The sequence below is a fragment of the Paraburkholderia sp. genome (genome assembly GCF_047605525.1).
In the GTDB taxonomy this organism is placed as follows: Bacteria; Pseudomonadota; Gammaproteobacteria; order Burkholderiales; family Burkholderiaceae; genus Paraburkholderia.
The window spans coordinates 104,787-120,900 of sequence record NZ_JASGFN010000013.1 but is presented as its reverse complement, the minus strand read 5'-3'; the positions used below and the strand labels follow the sequence as shown (position 1 = coordinate 120,900).

Here is a 16,114-nt window from a genome sequence, read left to right as displayed (position 1 = left end):
GCTTGTGCGCCACCCGTTCGCGAGGAGACCACCTGATAAGCATCGAAGAACGCGCTTACGATCAACCCGGCACCGCTGCGAAAGTCCGCGGCGTTCCGGGTAAAGGCGAAGGTGGATTTCGCACCACCCGCACCGCCCTTCGACTTCAATCGATCCGCACCCGCGCCTCGCCGAGCCCGTCGAACACCACGCGAACCGTCGCGCCACTCGCGACGCGATTGAGGCCCGTGCAATTGCCGGTGATGATGGTCTGCCCAGCCCGCAGCGGCAGTCGACGCTCGGCCGCATTCGCGAGCGCCACGAGCGTCGTCAGCGGCGGCGCACCGTTGCCGCCGCCGATGCGCTCGACGGCCCCGACCCCATCGATCTCGAACACGACGCGCAGCGCCGCCGGATCGATATCGCGCCAGTGCGGCGTGCCGCTGCCCCAGACGATCGCGCCATTGCCCATGCTGTCGGCGAGCTTGTGCGACAGCGGCGCCGCATCGAAGCCGGCGATGCGCGGATCGCCGACTTCGATGGCCGCGCAACAGCTTTCGATCGCCGCGACGACATCGGATTCCCGATAAGGACGCGCGCGCACCGGCAAATCCTCGCCGAGCCGGAAAGCAATTTCCCCTTCGACGAACGCCGTTTCGACTTCGCCCGGCGCGGCGCCGTCCGACAGACGAAACACAGCGGGACTGCGCAGCACGTCGGACGCATACACGGGCGCGCAGGTGAAACGCACGCCCGGCACCAGTCCCGCCTTCCAGCCCGCGACATTGCGCGCAAGCCGACGGCCGACCTCGTACTGCACCGCCATCGCTTCAGCGAGCGACAGCGACCCCGCGCAATCGGGCAATGCGGCCAGCTTCGCCCGGCGCATGCGCGCCTCGAACAGCGCGCCGGCAATGCGGGCCACCCGTTGTGGCGAGCCGACGTCGACGTCCGCGGCGCCTTCAGTCCGGTCGCTGCCCGGTGGTTCGATCCCGACGGACACGCGCGCTCACCGCTGTTGTTCCGTTGCGTCGCCGGCCTGCCAGAGCGGCGGCAGCGGCGGCGAGAACGACATCGGAACGAGGATCTTGTTCTGCATCCGCACGAGCAGCGGCTGGATGTTTTGCTTCACGTAGTCACGCCAGACCGGATTGGCAGCGAGCACCGCGCGCCGCTTCGCGCGGTCTTCGAGGTCCTCGTATGCCCACAGATGAACGACCTGGTTGAGCGGCCCGATTTCCGTGTAGAAATAGCCGACCAGCCGGCCCAGTATCGGGCGCTGGATCGCGATGCCCTCGCGTTCGAAATGGCGGGCGAATTCGGCCGCCGAGTTCGGCCGCAGGTCGTAGATACGTTCTTCGACAATCATGGGTGGTCTCCCTGGCAGCGCGCGCGTCGCATCGCACGCGGCGCCGCCGGCTGGACGGAGGATCAGCTCCGCGCCGGCGCTTCGGTTTGCGGCGCGATGCGCGCGAACTTCTGCAGGCTGCGCAGCCGCGCCGGCATCGGCTTGTCCGGGAACAGCAGCGGCCACGACGTGTACGACGTCTCGCCCACGTAAATGTCGCCGTGCGAGTCGACAGCCACGCCGTGCACCGACAGGAATTGCCCCGGGTTCGTGCCGGCCGACGGCGTGCTCTGGATGCGGATCAGCACCTCGCCCCTGTTCGACAGGATCGACAGGCGCGGCCCGAGATTAGGCGTGCCGCGATTGAAGCCGTACATCGGTCCTGTTTCGCCGACATAGCACAGCGGACATTTGCCGCGCGGCATGTACATGCCGTTGGGCCGATGCAGGTTGTGCCATTGCGTTTCGAAGCGGCCGTCGCTGTCGAAGATCTGGATGCGGTGATTCTCGCGATCGGCGACATAGAGCCAGCCGTCTTCGTCGCATGAGATGTTGTGCGGCAGGTTGAACTGGCCCGGCTCGCAACCCGGCTCGCCCCATGACTTGATGAGCTTGCCGTCCGGCGTGTACTTGTGGATCCGCGCGTTGCCGTAGCCGTCGGACACGAAGATGTCGCCGTTCGGCGCGAGCGCCGTGTGCGTGCAGTGATTGAACGGCTGGCCGCTCATGAACGGCGTCGGCTTGCCGGGCAGGCCGATCGTCATCAGCGTCTTGCCGTGCAGATCGCACTTGTAAACGGCGCTGCCGCCGTCGTCGGTCAGATAGATCGTGTCGTCGGGGCCCATATGCACGCCGTGCGGGCGTACGTACACACCCTCGCCCCACGAGCGCAGGAAGTTGCCGTTGCGGTCGAACACGATCATCGGATGCATGCCGCGATTGAACACATAGACGTTGTCGTGGCGATCGACACCCACCGCGGCGACTTCGCCCATTTCCCAACCGGTGGGCAGCTTCGCCCAGCCGTCCACGGTCTGGTAGGTGAATTCGCCGCCGCCGACTATGGTTGCCATGAGTGCGATCCTCGCAGACAGTTGCTCGCATGAATGCGGCGCGCGAATCTCTCGCGCCGCATCGGGGATACGTAACAGTCACACGTCGCGAAGCACTGTCGCAAGAGATTTTTTTGCACGTCCCGTATGACCTGAAGCGTCTCTCGCGCGGCCCGAAAACATCGCGCCCAGGCCGCTGTCGCGGGTCCGGATTTGTGATGCGGTCTGTGACTTAATCTCGCTTGTAAATACCTTACATCCGCCGATAGCATGGCTTGAACAACAAGCGGCGCGACAAGCGATACAAACCGACCCACGCAGGGGACACAGCCATGATTTCACGACGCACCTTCCTCGCCGCACTCGGCGCGCCCGTGCTGGCCGCATGGGCAAGCAGCGACGCATGGGCGGCCTGGCCGGACAGCCCGATCCGTCTCATCATTCCGTTTCCGGGCGGCACCCAGGAAGCCCAGGCGCGCCTCGTCGCGAAGACGCTCGGCAAATACCTCGGACAACCGATCGTCGTCGAGGCGCATCCCGGCGCCGGCGGCAACATCGGCGCCGCCTACGTCGCCAAGGCGCGCGGCGACGGCTATACGATGCTGCTCGGCGTGAGCACGTTCTTCGAAACGAATCCGCTCATCTACAAGGACATCGGCTACAAGCTCAGCGACCTGACGCCGGTGAGCCTGTTGTCCGAGCAACCGTTCCTGCTCGTCGCAAGGCCCGGGCTGCCCGTCGCCAACGTGCGCGAACTCATCGACTATGCGCGACGCAATCCGGGCAAGGTGACGGTCGCGACCGCGGGCCCCGGCAGCCCGCTCGATCTCGCGAACCGCGAGTTCATGTCGCGCACCGGCGTGCAGATGACCCCGGTGCCGTACAAGGGCGGCGGCGAAGACACGCTCGCCGTGATGAGCGGCTTCACGGATCTCGAGTTCGGCGGCATTCCGAACGTGGTCGGCAACATCAAGGCCGGCAAGCTGCGCGCGCTCGGCGTGACGGGTTCGAAACGCCTCGCGAATCTGCCGGACGTGCCGACCATCGCGGAAGCCGGCGTGCCCGGTTACGACTTCTCGGTATGGAGCTGCGTGTCGGTGCCCGTCACGACGCCGCCCGACATCGTCGGCAAGCTCAACGCGGCACTCGTCAGGACGATGGCGGACCCGGAAGTGCAGACGGGCTTCGCGCAGATCAACCTGATTCCCGTCAGCAGCACGAGCGAAGCCGTCGCGCAACGCATCGCCGCCGAAAGTGCGACGTGGCGCTCGATCTTCCAGAAGGCGGGGATTACGCCGATGTGAGCAACGCACCGGCATGAGGTGCACGAAACCTAAGCGTCGACCCGCTCGAACTTCTGCAGACAACGCAGGCCCTGCCCGGGCACCGGCACGCCGGGAAAGAGCGACGGCCACGCCGTGTAGCCGACTTCCCCGACATAGAGATCGCCGCGCGAATCGACCGCGAGTCCGTGTGGCGACAGGAATTGTCCCGACCCGGCTCCGGCGGCCGGCGTACTCGTGATGCGCGCGAGCAGTTCGCCATCGTTCGACAGGATGCTCACGCGCGGACCGAGATTCGGTGCGCCGCGATTGAAGCTCCAGTACGGTCCTGTCTCGCCGACATAACAGAGCGGACACTTGCCCGCCGGCATGTACATGCCGCACGGCCGGTGCAGATCGTGCCATTGCGTCTCGAAGCGCCCTTCGCCGTCGAAGACCTGGATGCGATGATTCTCGCGGTCGGCGACGTAGACCCAGCCGTCTTCATCGCAGGCAATGTTGTGCGGCAGATTGAACTGGCCCGGATCGGAGCCCGGTTCGCCCCACGACCCGATGAGCTTGCCGTCGGGCGAATACCTGTGCACGCGGCCGTTCCCATAGCCGTCCGTCACGTAGATGTCGCCGCGCGGCGAGAGCGCGGTATGCGTGCAGCGGTTGAACGGCGTGCCGCTCATGAACGGCGCGGGTAGCCCCGGCGTGCCGAGCGTCAGCAGGACCTTGCCCTCGGGCGTGCATTTGCGCACCGAGTGATCGCCGTCGTCGGTCAGATAAATGGCGCCGTCCGGGCCGATATGCAGCCCGTGCGGGCGCGTGAAGATGCCGTCGCCCCATGAGCGCCGGAAGTTGCCGCCGCGATCGAACACGATGACGGGATGCTCGCCGCGATGAAACACATAAACCTGATCGTCCTGATCGACACCGACTGCCGCCACGTCGCCGAAGCGCCAGCCGTCCGGAAGCTTTGCCCAGTTCTCGACGATCCGATACGTATATTCCCCGCTTCCATAAAGTCGACTCATTTGCGTTGTCCTCAAGTGGACCGTCAAGTGGAAAAGCACGCTGCTCACGCCTCTCAACGATCACATTCGAGTGGAAGCCTCGCAAGCCACTTTTTTTCACAACGCATATGACCGCGCTCATGCGCTCGCGCGGCCGTGAAGACTATGTTGGTTCGACGCCGGCCTTGCGGAATATCTCGCGCCACATGGGCACTTCGAGTTCGATGCGGCGCTGGACCGCATCGCCGTCGAGATGCAGCGGAAAGAGTCCCATCTGCTCGAGGCTCGCGCGGCAGGCCGGGTCGGCAATCGCCTTCGCGGAGGCGTCCTGGAGCCGCGCCACGACGTCGGCGGGCGTGGCGGCGGGCACCGACAGGCAGGTCCAGATCGTGACGTTGTAGCCGGGCACGCCGGCCTCGGCGATGGTCGGCACGTCGGGAAAATTCTTCAGCCGCTTGATGCCCGTGACGCCGAGCGCGCGCAGCTTGCCGGACTCGAGATTGCCGGTTACGTCAGTGACGCTGCCGAACATCATGTCGGCAAAGCCGCTGAGGAGCGCGAGCGTATCCTCGCCGCCGCCCTTGTAGGGCACGCTCAGAATCTTCACGCCCGTGCGCGACATGAACTCGCGCGTGCACAGGTCGAGCGGACTGCCGAGGCCGCCCGTCGCGTTGGTCAGCTTGTTGGGGTTCGCGCGCGCGTAGTCGATCAGTTCCTTCACCGAGTGAATCGGCAATTGCGGGCGCACCGTCAGCACGAACTCCTGTTCCGACAGTAGCGAAACGGGCCTCAGGTCGCTGTTCTTGAAACCGGGCGTGCGGTAGATCAGCGGATTGATCTCGAAGAACGTGCTCACGCCGAGCAGCATCGTGTAGCCGTCGGGGCGCGACTTCGCGACATAGGCCGTGGCGATGTTGCCGCCAGCGCCGCCCTGCCCCTGCACGATCACGGGCTGGCCGAGAATCTGCCCGAGCGTCTTCGCGACGATACGCGCCTGGGCCTCGCCCGAGCCGCCCGGGAATCCGACCACGAGCCGGATCGGATTGTCCGGAAACGCCGCCAGCGCCACGCGCATCCAGCCGAGCAGCACCGGCGCGCCGAGCGCCGCCACGAACCTGCGTCTCCTCATCATGATTGCCTCCTTCCAGTCTTGTGATTGTAGTAGTCAGTCAGACCGTACGCGGCGCGGGCCCGGCCTTTTCACGCGATCCGGCGCATCGGCTACGGCAGTGCGGACCTCATGTCACCGGATCGTCGGCCCACAGCGTGGTCGCTTCCCACGTGTCCAGATCGGCGGCCACGCGCGCCAGCTTGCCGCGGACCATCTCCAGACCGCTGCGCCCGAGCACCAGATGCGCGGGCGGCGTCGGCGACTGCACGGCGGCGATGATCGCTTCGGCAGCCCGCGCGGGATCGCCCGGCTGCTTGCCGTTGCGCTCGACCACCTGCACGCGCCGCTTGCCCGCGATCGATGCGTAATCTTCGATCGGCCTGCTGGTCTGTTTCAGCGAGCGGCCGGCCCAGTCGGTGCGGAACGGCCCCGGCTCGACCGCGGTCACCTTGATGCCGAGTTCGGCCGTCTCGCGCGCGAGCGATTCGCTCAGACCTTCCAGCGCGAACTTGGTCGCCGCGTAATAGCCGCTCGCCGGATTGCCGATGAAACCGCCCACCGACGTCACGTTGACGATATGACCCGAGCGCCGCGCGCGCATCGACGGCAGCACCGCCTTGATCATGTTGACCGCGCCGAAGAAGTTCGCCTCGAACATCGCGCGCACTTCGTCGTCCTCGCCTTCCTCGACGGCCGCGAGATAGCCGTAGCCGGCGTTGTTGACGAGCACGTCGATCCGGCCGAATGCGGTTTCGGCCCGGGCGACGGCCGCCGCGACTTCGTCCGGGCGCGTGACGTCGAGCCGGGTCGCGATGGCTTGCTGCGGAAAAGCATCGGCGAGCGCGGCGATCGTGGCCGGGTCGCGCGCCGTCACGACCGCGCGCCAGCGATGCCGGAGCACGGCGCTCGCGAGTTCGCGGCCGAAGCCAGTGGAACAGCCGGTGATCAGCCAGACCAGCGTGGAATCATTCGAATCGGACATGTAAACGCTCCTTCAATACGGGATCGCGCGAAATCGCAACGCACACACCGTGCCGGATGCACCGATGCTCATGGCCAGCCCGCGCCGGGTACGTCGACTTCGACGGTTTCGATGCAACATTCGCGCAGTTGCGCCATCTGCGGGCCACTCGACGTGTTGGTCACGATGTAGAGGGTACGCCGCCGCGGGCCGCCGAGCGCACACGTATAGGCGCCGCGTCCCGGCTCGAAGGTGATCTCGCGTTCGATGCGCCCGCCCTCGAACACACGCAGCACACGCTTGCCGAACGGATCCGCGACCCACACCGCGCCCTCGGCATCGAGCGCGAGACCATCGGGATTGCAGCCTTCGAGCTCCGCGAAATAGCGGTGGCCGTGCAGATCACCCCGCGCATCGATATCGAACATGCTGAGCCGGTGCGCGAACGTCTCGCCGACGATCAGATGTTTTGCGTCGGGCGTGATCACCATGCCGTTCGGAAAACTGACCTCGGCGCCGGTCGGATGAATCGAGCCGTCCGGGTCCACGCGGATGATGCGCGTGAGCCGCGATTCGGCGCCGTTGTTCTTGTCGTAGCCGAAGTTGCCGACGTACGCGCGGCCGTGGCGATCGACCACCATGTCGTTGCACGGACCGCCCGCGACTTCGCTGAGATCGGCGACGAGCCGCGTGCAGCCGTCGCTGTCGATCGCCAGCAGCCGGTGATCGAGCATCGACACCACGAGCGGCGTGCCGTCGGGCAGGAAGCCGAGCCCGGACGGACGTTGCGGCACTTGCGCGATCACCTGCGTGTGTCCATCGAGATCGACGGTCTGCACACAATGCGTATAGAGATCGGAAAACCAGAGTCTGTCTTCCCGCCAGCGCGCGCCCTCGGCGAACGACAGACCAGTGAGAATGGTTTGGGTGTGCGGTCCCGGCATGGTGACCTCGGCTGGATGAGAGAAGGACCTTGCAGTCCGGATTCCCGACGGCATGGCCGCCGCCGGGAGGATCGCGACGCGGCGCTTCTTGCGGCGCTTTTGCCGCGCTGTTCGCCGCGTCTACTCGACGGTCTCGCTACGCTTCGGACGCGACCACGACAGGTCGTCGATCGTCGAGGCCCGATGCATCTCGCGCACGTCGGTGTCCGGATAGTGCCGGCGCGCGCGATGCATCAGCGAGCGGTTGTCCCACATCACGAGGTCGCGCACGGACCACTGGTGCGTATAGACGAACTGCGGCTGCGTCGCGAACTCGGTCAGTTCGCGCAGCAGATCGAGCCCTTCGGGCACCGGCCAGCCGACCACATGCGATGCGTGACCGGACAGATACAGCGACTTCCTGCCCGAAATCGGATGACGGCGCACGAGCTTCTTCTGCGTCGGCGTGAAGCGCGCGCGCTCGGCTTCGTCGAACTCCGTGAAGCCCGCCACCGCGCGCGAATGCATGACGTCGTGCTCGAGCACGAGGTCCTCGACGATCTCGCGCAATTCCCCGGGCAGCGCGTCGTACGCCGCGCGCATGTCGGCGAACTGCGTCTGCCCACCGAGCTTCGCGACCGTGTAGCAGAGCAGCATCGAATAGCGGTTGGGCGTCGGCAGATACGAACCGTCCGTATGCCAGCGACGGCTGCTGAGGAAGTTCATGCGGCGGCGGTCGCCGGCCGGAAACGTGCGGTTGTCGCGGTCCAGATTCGAAATGTCGGAGACCATCGGCGAGAGCCGGTGATCCGCCACCGCGGTATGGAACGACACGACCGGCTGCAGCGGGCCGAAGCTGGCGGCAAACGCCAGCAACTGGTCGTCGTCGATGTACTGGCCCGGAAAGATCAGGACCGGATAGGTGCCGCTCGCCTGCTCGATCTCTTCGATCTGCGTGTCACTCAGCGGCCGGGTCAGATCCAGTCCATGGATGCGCGCGGCGACCGTCGGATGCACGGCTTCGATGTCAAGACTCATGGGTCATTCCTCAATTACGTTTGCCATTGGACTGCTGCGATGCGTATCGCCTGCATGGGTTTTCTGTCGCACACCGGAACATCGTTATCGTAGGCGCGGCGATTTCGTCCTCACAAGACAGATTTATTCACAGCGCGCGTGACGTGCGGGCGTTCGGCATCGGCCGCTCGAACGCGTATCAGCACGAACCCGACTGGACGCGCACCTACAGTGCTGTACGCTAGTTATCGATGAACACGCAGGCCGCGTGCGCTTTGATCACAGCCGATGTGCAGCGGGCGCACACGGCCCGGCAGGCATCGAATGGAACGAGTCGCTCTTCCCCGTACGCATGGAGGCACCATGAACTTCCGGCTGCGACAGATGGAAATTTTCCGCTCGGTCATGCTGACCGGGTCGATCAACGGCGCCGCGAAACTGCTGTTCATTTCACAACCCGCGGTCAGCCGGATCATTTCGCATACCGAGCAAACACTCGGACTCAAGCTGTTCAGCCGTGCCAGGGGCAAGCTGATTCCCACGCCCGAAGGCATCGCGCTGTTCCGTCAGGTGGACGAGTTCTACGAGCATGCCCTCCAGGTGAACAACTTCGCACGCGATCTCGCGCAGGGCGCGACCGGCACGCTGAACCTGTCATCGAGCCCCTGCCTCAGCTACTCGATGATGCCGCTTGCCATCTCCCGCTTCGTGGCGCGCTATCCGAAGATCCGCATCGTCTATCACACGACGCTCCTCAACGACATGGCGATCGAAGTGCTCAGCAACAAGGTCGACGTCGCGGTCGCCGTGATGCCGATCCAGCACGTCAATCTCAAGGTGGAGGTGTTCACGTCCGGCAAAATGGCCTGCGTGCTGCCGCAGGGACATGCGCTCGAACACCGGCCGTCGCTGACGCTTGCCGACGTGGCGCGCTATCCGCTGATCGCTCATCACCCGGGCATCCTGTTCGGCAAGATCGTGAGCGCGGCTTTTCGCGACGCCGGGCTCGAATTGCGCTCGCGCATCGACGTATTCCAGACCGACGTCGCGTGCTCGCTCGTGCGGGCGGGCGCCGGCATCGCGATCGTCGACGAATACACCGCGAGCGCGGGGGCATGGCCCGATCTCGTCGTGCGGCCGCTGGCCCAGGCGATCACGCTCACGCCGTGCATCGTGCGCTCCGCGTTCGATCGCGAAGGCAACCACGCGGACAAGTTCGTCGAGATCCTGCGCGGCGAACACACGCGTCACTGACTTCGAGTACTGGTCTCGCATGCCGGTCTCGCGAACACGCCACGAGGTCACATCGTGTGTGCGTTTATTGCGCTTGAGTGCCCGTGACGGGCTCGTAGAATCGGACCGCGGAGCCATCCCGTCCGCACGCTCCACCGCCCTCCGATCCCTGCGCAGCGAGGCCAACATGAGCGCCATCCGACGCGTCACGCAAACCACAGACATCCTCGGCGAATGCCCGTTATGGAGTGAGGCCGAACAGGCGCTGTACTGGATCGATATCCGCCGGCCGGCGATCCAGCGCTGGCATCCGGCCACCGATGCGATGCGCTACTGGCCGATGCCCGACCTCGTCGGCTCGATCGCGCTGTGCGGCGACGGCCGTGTGCTCGTCGCGTCGCGCTCGCTGCATTATCTCGACACGCACACGGGCGAGCTGACGCGCATTGCGAAGCAGCGCGCCGAAGATCCCGCGTTGCGCTTCAACGACGGTAAATGCGACCGGCAGGGCCGCTTCTGGGTCGGCACGATGAACGACCGCACGCGCGAACCGGTCGGCGAGCTGTATCGCGTCGACGGCCGCGGCGCCACCCGTGTCGCGACCGGCGTGCGCGTGCCCAACGGCACCTGCTTCAGCCCCGATGGCCGCACGATGTACTGCGCCGACTCCGATCTGCAGACGATCTTCGCGTATCCGCTCGATCCCGGCTCCGGTGAACCCGGCGAGCGTCGCGAGTTCGCGAAAACCACGCTGCCCGCCGTGCCCGACGGCGCCACCGTCGATGAAGACGGGTTCATCTGGCTCGCCGAATACGGCGGATGGCGCGTCACGCGTTATGCGCCGGACGGCGGCATCGAGCGCGTCGTCGAAATGCCGGTGCAGAATCCGACGAGCTGCACGTTCGGCGGCCCCGAACTCGACATCCTGTACATCACGACCGCGTCGCAGCGCCTGTCGCAGGAAGAGCTGGCCAGGCAACCGCTGGCGGGCAGCCTGCTCGCGATCAAGCCCGGCGTGCGCGGGCTCGCGGAGCCTACCTTCGCCTGCGATCTGTCGTGACGGGTGAGGGTCGAGGGTTTTCCACGCACGCGATTCAGCCCACGCTCATTGCTGCTGCAACGTTCCCGACTTCTTCAGCACCGCGCGCCATACTTCGGTTTCCGACACGATCCGCTTCGACAATTCTTCGCCGGTACTGCTGGTGGGGAAAAAGCCGATCCGGTCGAAGCCGGTCTGCACGTCGGGCGAGGCCATCGTCGTCACGATTGCCGCATGGAGTTTTTCGACGATCGCGGGCGGCGTCGACGACGGCACCGACAGGCAGTTCCAGACGGTGAAGTCGTAGCCCGGCAAGCCCGCTTCGGCGATAGTGGGCAGGTCGGGGAAATGCGGCAGACGCCGGTTGCCCGTCACGCACAGCGCGCGCATCTTGCCCGACTGGATGCCGCCCGTCACATCGGCGACGCCGCCGAACAGCATGTCGGCGAACCCGCCGAGCACGGCCAGCGTGTCCTCGCCGCCGCCCTTGTACGGCACGTTCAGGATCCGCGCGCCGGTGCGCACCATGAACTCCTTCGCGATCAGGTCGAGCGGACTGCCGAGCCCCGCGGTCGCATTGGTCACCTTGCCCGGACGCTGCTTCGCATAGTCGATCAGCTCCCGCAGCGAATGAACCGGCAGCGACGAATTGACGACCAGCACGAACGGCTGCTCGGAGATCACGCTGACCGGCTGCAGATCGGCGGGCTGATAGCCAATGTCCTTGTAGATCAGCGGATTCGTTTCGAAGAACGTGCTCACGCCGAGCAGCAACGTATAACCGTCACCGCGCGATTTCGCGACGTAGGCCGCCGCGATGTTGCCGCCGGCGCCGGGATGCGCCTCGACGATCACCGGCTGCCCGAGCACCTCGCCGAGCCGTTTGGCGACGATGCGTGCCTCGGCCTCGCCCGCTCCGGCCGGAAACGCGATGACGATGCGAATCGGGCTGTCCGGATAGTCGGCGCGCGCCGCCGGCAGCCAGCCGGGCAGCAGCGCAACACCGAGGGACCCCAGTGATATCAGAAGCCGGCGCCGCGTCAGCATGGGTTTGTCTCCGGACCTGTTCGGTGTGTCCTGTCGGTATGACGACGGCCGTCCACACGCAACGCCGCCGCATTCGGGATGGGCCTGCTTACAGGTTGTCCTGCGAGGTAGGCCGCGACGACCCCGTCACACGAAATTTCCTGGGCCGTGCCTTGCGCCGGCGCACCGCGCCGCGAATCGCGAAGCCGACCTGCAACAGGATCAGCAATGCCGACGCGCAGATGAACACCGCGCTGATCGGCCGCTGGATGAAGATGCCGATATCGCCGCGCGAGAGCAGCACCGCGCGCCGGAAGTTGTCCTCGACCATCGGACCGAGCACGAAGCCGAGCAGGATCGGCGCGACCGGAAACTCCAGCGCGAGCAGCACGGCGCCGATCACGCCGAACGCGAGCACCTCGCCGACTTCGAACAGGCTGTTGTTGGTGCTGTACACGCCGACCGCGATGAACAGCAGCGCCGACGGAAACAGATAGCGATACGGCACGCGCAGAAACTTCACCCAGATGCCGATCAGCGGCACGTTCAGCAGCATCAGCAGGATGTTGCCGACCCAGAAGCTCGCGACGAGCCCCCAGAACAGATCGGCGTGCTCGGTGATCAGTTGCGGGCCGGGCTGGATGCCCTGGATCATCAGCGCGCCGAGAATCAGCGCCATCACCGCGTCGCCGGGAATCCCGAGGCTCATCGTCGGAATGAAGTCGACCTGGGTCTTCGAGTGCGACGCGGCTTCCGGCGCCGCCACGCCTTCGATCGCGCCCTGCCCGAACTTCTTCGGATTGCGCGAGATCTTCTGCTCGAGCGCGTAGGCGATGAAGGTCGTAATCGTCGATCCGGTTCCCGGCATGCCGCCGAACAGCGCGCCGACCGACGTGCCGCGCACCATCGGCAGGAACGCCTGCCTCAGCTCCTTCCAGCTCGGCCGCATGTCGCGCAGACCCACGCGTGCCCCGCCGCTCACCACCTGCAGCCGGTTGACGTTGCGCAGAAAGTCGGCCACGCCGAACAGGCCGAGCGCGAGCGCGACGATTTCGACGCCGTCACCGAGCCGCGGAAAGCCGAACGTGAAGCGCATCGTGCCCGTATTGACGTCGGTGCCGACGATGCCGATCAACAGACCGAAGAGCGTCATCGCCACGCCCTTCAACACCGGTCCGCGCGACATCGTGCCGCCCGCGAGCAGGCCCAGCAGCATGATCGAGAACAGTTCGGCCGGCCCGAACTTGAAGGCGATGCTGACGAGGAGCGGCGACGCGAACACCATCAGCGCAATCCCGCACGAGGCCGCGAAGAACGACGAGATCATCGCGATGCCCAGCGCGGTACCGCCCTTGCCCTGGCGCGTGAGCGGATAGCCGTCGAGACAGGTCACCGCGTGCGGCGGGTGGCACGGCAGGTTCAGCAGGATCGCGCCGATCGCGCCGCCGTACTGCGAGCCGTAGAAGATGCCGGCCAGCATCATGATCGCCGGCACCGGGTGCAGCGTGTAGGTGAGCGGCAGCAGCATTGAGATCGCGGAGAGCGGGCCCATGCCGGGCAGCACGCCGATCAGGTTGCCGACCACCACGCCGAAGAACGACCACGCGAGATTGTGCCACTGGAGCGCGACGCCGAAGCCGTACCAGAGATCGACGAGAGACTGGGTCATGATCGTCTAGCCCCATTGAAACAGTGGAAACTGCAGCGACAGCGCCCACCAGAACACCGCCACGCACAGCGCGGTCATCGCCGCCGCGAGCAGCAGCGCCCGCCAGACGGTGTTCTGGCGATCGCCGAGCGCCGAGATGAACACGACCGCGAAAGTCGCCGGCAGAAGGCCGCCGTGGTGGCCGAGCACGACGAACGCGACGAGGCTGCCGAGGATGAAGCACCACGCCTTGGGTTCGGGCGGCAGCTTGCGCTCGCCCTGCTGCGCGGGCGTGTATTTCGCCACCAGCGCGATCGCGATGCCCGTGCAGGCGAGCGCCGCGCCGACCGCGACCGGAAAGAAGCCCGGCCCCATCTGGCTCAGGCTGCCGATGCTGTAGCGCACGCCGCCGTATATCGCACCGAGCCCGACCAGCAGCATCAGCATGCCGCTGTAGTAGTCCCGGCGTTTCGTATCGACGTATTCGACTGCGCCGCCCTCTTCCGTCCGTGCCGTCTGCGCGCTCATCGTGTGCTCTCCTGCTGCGATGCGCCGAGGAAGCGGCGCGTCAGCGCGTCGAACGCGGGTACGCCCGTGGCCTCCTCGAGCAAGGCCTTCGACGCCTGGCCGGGCAGCTCCAGCGAGAGCGCGCCGGCCTTCACCGCCTGCATGCTGTCGTGAAGCGCCCTGAGCGCCACCGAAAACGTCTGATGGCCGGCCGACCACGCCTTCACGCGGCGAGTGGCCAGGTAGGCGGAATCGCAGAGCGGCGCCGGCGCGCCCGCCATCAGAAGCGGCAGTTTCACGGCCGCGGAAATCGCGTCGATCTCCTCGCGCCTGCGCGGCCCCGGCAGGAACAGCGCGTCGACGCCGGCGGCCTCGAACGCCTTGAAGCGCGCGAGCGCATCCTCGATGCCGTTCACCGTGGCCGCGCTCGTGCGCCCCATCACCAGCAGGTCCGAATCGCCGCGCGCGGCGACGGCGGCCTCGATCTTCGCCACCGCTTCGTCGAACGGCGACAGCCGCACCGCGCCGGAAGAGCCGAACGGACGCGGCAGCAGCGTGTCTTCGATGGTGAGCGCCGCCGCCCCCGCGCGATCGAGTTCGTGCACCGTGCGCATCACCGAGAGCGCATTGCCATAGCCGTGGTCGCCATCGACGACGAGCGGCACGTCGGAGACGCGCGTGCAGCGATGCACCTGCTCGGCGAGCTCGCTCAACGTGAGCAGGATCAGGTCGGGCGCGCCGAGCACGGCGTACGAGGCCAGCGATCCGCCCATCAGCGCGGCTTCGTAGCCGAGCTGGTCGGCCAGACGCGCGGAGACCGGATCGAACACCGTCGCCATGGTCACGCACCGTTCACTCTCCAGGATCGCGCGCAGGCGCTGGCGTTGAGTCAGGGATCCCATCGGAAGCGTTCCTCTTTCCGGTTCGGCGCGCACCGCATGTTGTCTGTCGCCTGTCGCTGATGCGGCCCGCGCGTGGGGTTAGACGAGTGTCACGCGAGCTTCGCCGAGCCCGTCGAACACGACCTTTGCCTGGTTGCCCGCATGAGCCGCATAAAGCCCCGTGCAGGTGCCGCTGATCACGGTCTGGCCCGCCTGCAACGGTTCGCGCCGGTGCGGCGCGTTAGCCAGCGCGACCAGCGCATCGAAGGGGTTGCCGGCGCTGTTGCCGCCGACGAGATCGGTCACGACGCGCCCGTCGATCTCGACGCGCACACGCAGCGCCGCGAGATCGATCGCACGCCACGCGCGTGTGCCGCTGCCGCGGACCAGTGCGCCATTGCCCATGTTGTCGGCGATCTTGTGCTCGATCGGTGCTTCCATGAAGTTGCGCAGGCGCGGCGCGCCGACTTCGATCGCGGCGCACACTTCGTCGACCGCGTCGGCGATTTCTTCATCGGAATACGGCGTGGCGCGCGGCGGCACATCGCGGCTCAGCACGAAGGCGACCTCGCCCTCGATCGCAGGCGCGTCGGCATAAGGAAGATGAACCGACGCGCCGCTCGCGACGCAGGCATCCTGGTAGATCGGCGCATGCGTGAGGCGCACACCGGGTGCGTAGCCGACCTTCCAGCCGCCGATACGCGCACCGAGCCGGCGCGTCATCTCATGTTGCACCGCGAAGGCTTCCTCGGGCGAATTCGGCGCATAGGGTGGCGCGAGCATCGCCAGCGTGCTGCTCGTGCGCCGGGCGCCGAGCAGCGAGGCGACGGTGTGGGCGATACGGGTTGCCGGGGTTACATCTGGGGTTGTGTCTGGAATAGCCACTCTGTCTCCCGAGTTTTCCCTGTTTTTTTCTGCTTGCTGCCACGTCTTTTCTGCGTCTTTCTGCTTCTTGCCCGCTTCCGGCCGGGTGCCGCTTATCGCACCTGCCGCACCTGCCGAGGTGACGATAGGCCGGTTCTGGTCAAGTGTGCGCAAGCGGGGATGCCGCCGCAACGTTATTTATGTCACAGCGGCCGTGCGAATTTCGAGCGCCCCTGCGTTCGAG

The 16,114-nt window shown here is 66.3% G+C and carries 16 protein-coding genes; 3 read left to right on the top strand and 13 right to left on the bottom strand.

Annotated elements, in window-relative coordinates; all coding sequences use genetic code 11:
- Positions 1-145 precede the first annotated feature (145 nt).
- From QM685_RS19745 to QM685_RS19735, 3 genes are all read right to left on the bottom strand, one after another.
- Positions 146-982, bottom strand: a complete 837-nt coding sequence (locus QM685_RS19745) for a 2-keto-4-pentenoate hydratase (RefSeq protein WP_415118410.1) — start codon at positions 980-982, stop codon at positions 146-148.
- Between the two features lie 6 nt (positions 983-988).
- On the bottom strand, positions 989-1,348 hold the full coding sequence (locus tag QM685_RS19740; protein WP_415118408.1) for an NIPSNAP family protein: 360 nt from the start codon (positions 1,346-1,348) through the stop codon (positions 989-991).
- A 62-nt stretch (positions 1,349-1,410) separates the two neighbouring features.
- Complete coding sequence (locus QM685_RS19735; protein WP_415118406.1) at positions 1,411-2,400, bottom strand: peptidyl-alpha-hydroxyglycine alpha-amidating lyase family protein; 990 nt, start codon at positions 2,398-2,400, stop codon at positions 1,411-1,413.
- Between the two features lie 311 nt (positions 2,401-2,711).
- On the opposite strand from QM685_RS19735, the gene QM685_RS19730 reads away from it, so the two are divergent.
- Positions 2,712-3,683 (top strand): Bug family tripartite tricarboxylate transporter substrate binding protein, encoded by a 972-nt coding sequence (locus tag QM685_RS19730; protein WP_415118404.1) that lies wholly within the window; start codon positions 2,712-2,714, stop codon positions 3,681-3,683.
- A 29-nt stretch (positions 3,684-3,712) separates the two neighbouring features.
- Here the strand turns inward: QM685_RS19730 and QM685_RS19725 are convergent, their stop codons facing one another.
- From QM685_RS19725 to QM685_RS19705, 5 genes are all read right to left on the bottom strand, one after another.
- Positions 3,713-4,681, bottom strand: a complete 969-nt coding sequence (locus QM685_RS19725; protein WP_415118402.1) for a peptidyl-alpha-hydroxyglycine alpha-amidating lyase family protein — start codon at positions 4,679-4,681, stop codon at positions 3,713-3,715.
- A gap of 142 nt (positions 4,682-4,823) precedes the next feature.
- Positions 4,824-5,792, bottom strand: a complete 969-nt coding sequence (locus tag QM685_RS19720) for a Bug family tripartite tricarboxylate transporter substrate binding protein (protein WP_415118400.1) — start codon at positions 5,790-5,792, stop codon at positions 4,824-4,826.
- Positions 5,793-5,898: 106 nt separating this feature from the next.
- Positions 5,899-6,753: an oxidoreductase gene (locus QM685_RS19715; protein ID WP_415118398.1), complete on the bottom strand. Its 855-nt coding sequence runs from the start codon at positions 6,751-6,753 to the stop codon at positions 5,899-5,901.
- 68 nt (positions 6,754-6,821) lie between these two features.
- Positions 6,822-7,676: an SMP-30/gluconolactonase/LRE family protein gene (locus tag QM685_RS19710; protein WP_415118396.1), complete on the bottom strand. Its 855-nt coding sequence runs from the start codon at positions 7,674-7,676 to the stop codon at positions 6,822-6,824.
- Between the two features lie 120 nt (positions 7,677-7,796).
- Complete coding sequence (locus tag QM685_RS19705; RefSeq protein ID WP_415118394.1) at positions 7,797-8,693, bottom strand: TauD/TfdA dioxygenase family protein; 897 nt, start codon at positions 8,691-8,693, stop codon at positions 7,797-7,799.
- A 342-nt stretch (positions 8,694-9,035) separates the two neighbouring features.
- On the opposite strand from QM685_RS19705, the gene QM685_RS19700 reads away from it, so the two are divergent.
- On the top strand, positions 9,036-9,926 hold the full coding sequence (locus QM685_RS19700; protein WP_415118392.1) for a LysR family transcriptional regulator: 891 nt from the start codon (positions 9,036-9,038) through the stop codon (positions 9,924-9,926).
- Between the two features lie 166 nt (positions 9,927-10,092).
- On the top strand, positions 10,093-10,965 hold the full coding sequence (locus tag QM685_RS19695; RefSeq protein ID WP_415118390.1) for an SMP-30/gluconolactonase/LRE family protein: 873 nt from the start codon (positions 10,093-10,095) through the stop codon (positions 10,963-10,965).
- 45 nt (positions 10,966-11,010) lie between these two features.
- On the opposite strand, the gene QM685_RS19690 is transcribed toward QM685_RS19695, so the two are convergent.
- The 5 genes from QM685_RS19690 to QM685_RS19670 form a co-directional block, all read right to left on the bottom strand.
- Positions 11,011-11,991: a Bug family tripartite tricarboxylate transporter substrate binding protein gene (locus QM685_RS19690; RefSeq protein ID WP_415118388.1), complete on the bottom strand. Its 981-nt coding sequence runs from the start codon at positions 11,989-11,991 to the stop codon at positions 11,011-11,013.
- Between the two features lie 88 nt (positions 11,992-12,079).
- Complete coding sequence (locus QM685_RS19685; protein WP_415118386.1) at positions 12,080-13,639, bottom strand: tripartite tricarboxylate transporter permease; 1,560 nt, start codon at positions 13,637-13,639, stop codon at positions 12,080-12,082.
- Between the two features lie 6 nt (positions 13,640-13,645).
- Entirely contained in the window at positions 13,646-14,146 is a 501-nt protein-coding gene (locus QM685_RS19680; protein WP_415118384.1) for a tripartite tricarboxylate transporter TctB family protein, read from the bottom strand.
- Positions 14,143-15,027, bottom strand: coding sequence for an isocitrate lyase/PEP mutase family protein (locus QM685_RS19675; RefSeq protein ID WP_415118382.1), 885 nt, complete (start codon positions 15,025-15,027; stop codon positions 14,143-14,145). Before QM685_RS19675 ends, QM685_RS19680 begins: the two co-directional genes overlap by 4 nt.
- Before the next feature lie 78 nt (positions 15,028-15,105).
- Complete coding sequence (locus QM685_RS19670) at positions 15,106-15,891, bottom strand: 2-keto-4-pentenoate hydratase (protein WP_415118380.1); 786 nt, start codon at positions 15,889-15,891, stop codon at positions 15,106-15,108.
- Positions 15,892-16,114: the final 223 nt, after the last annotated feature.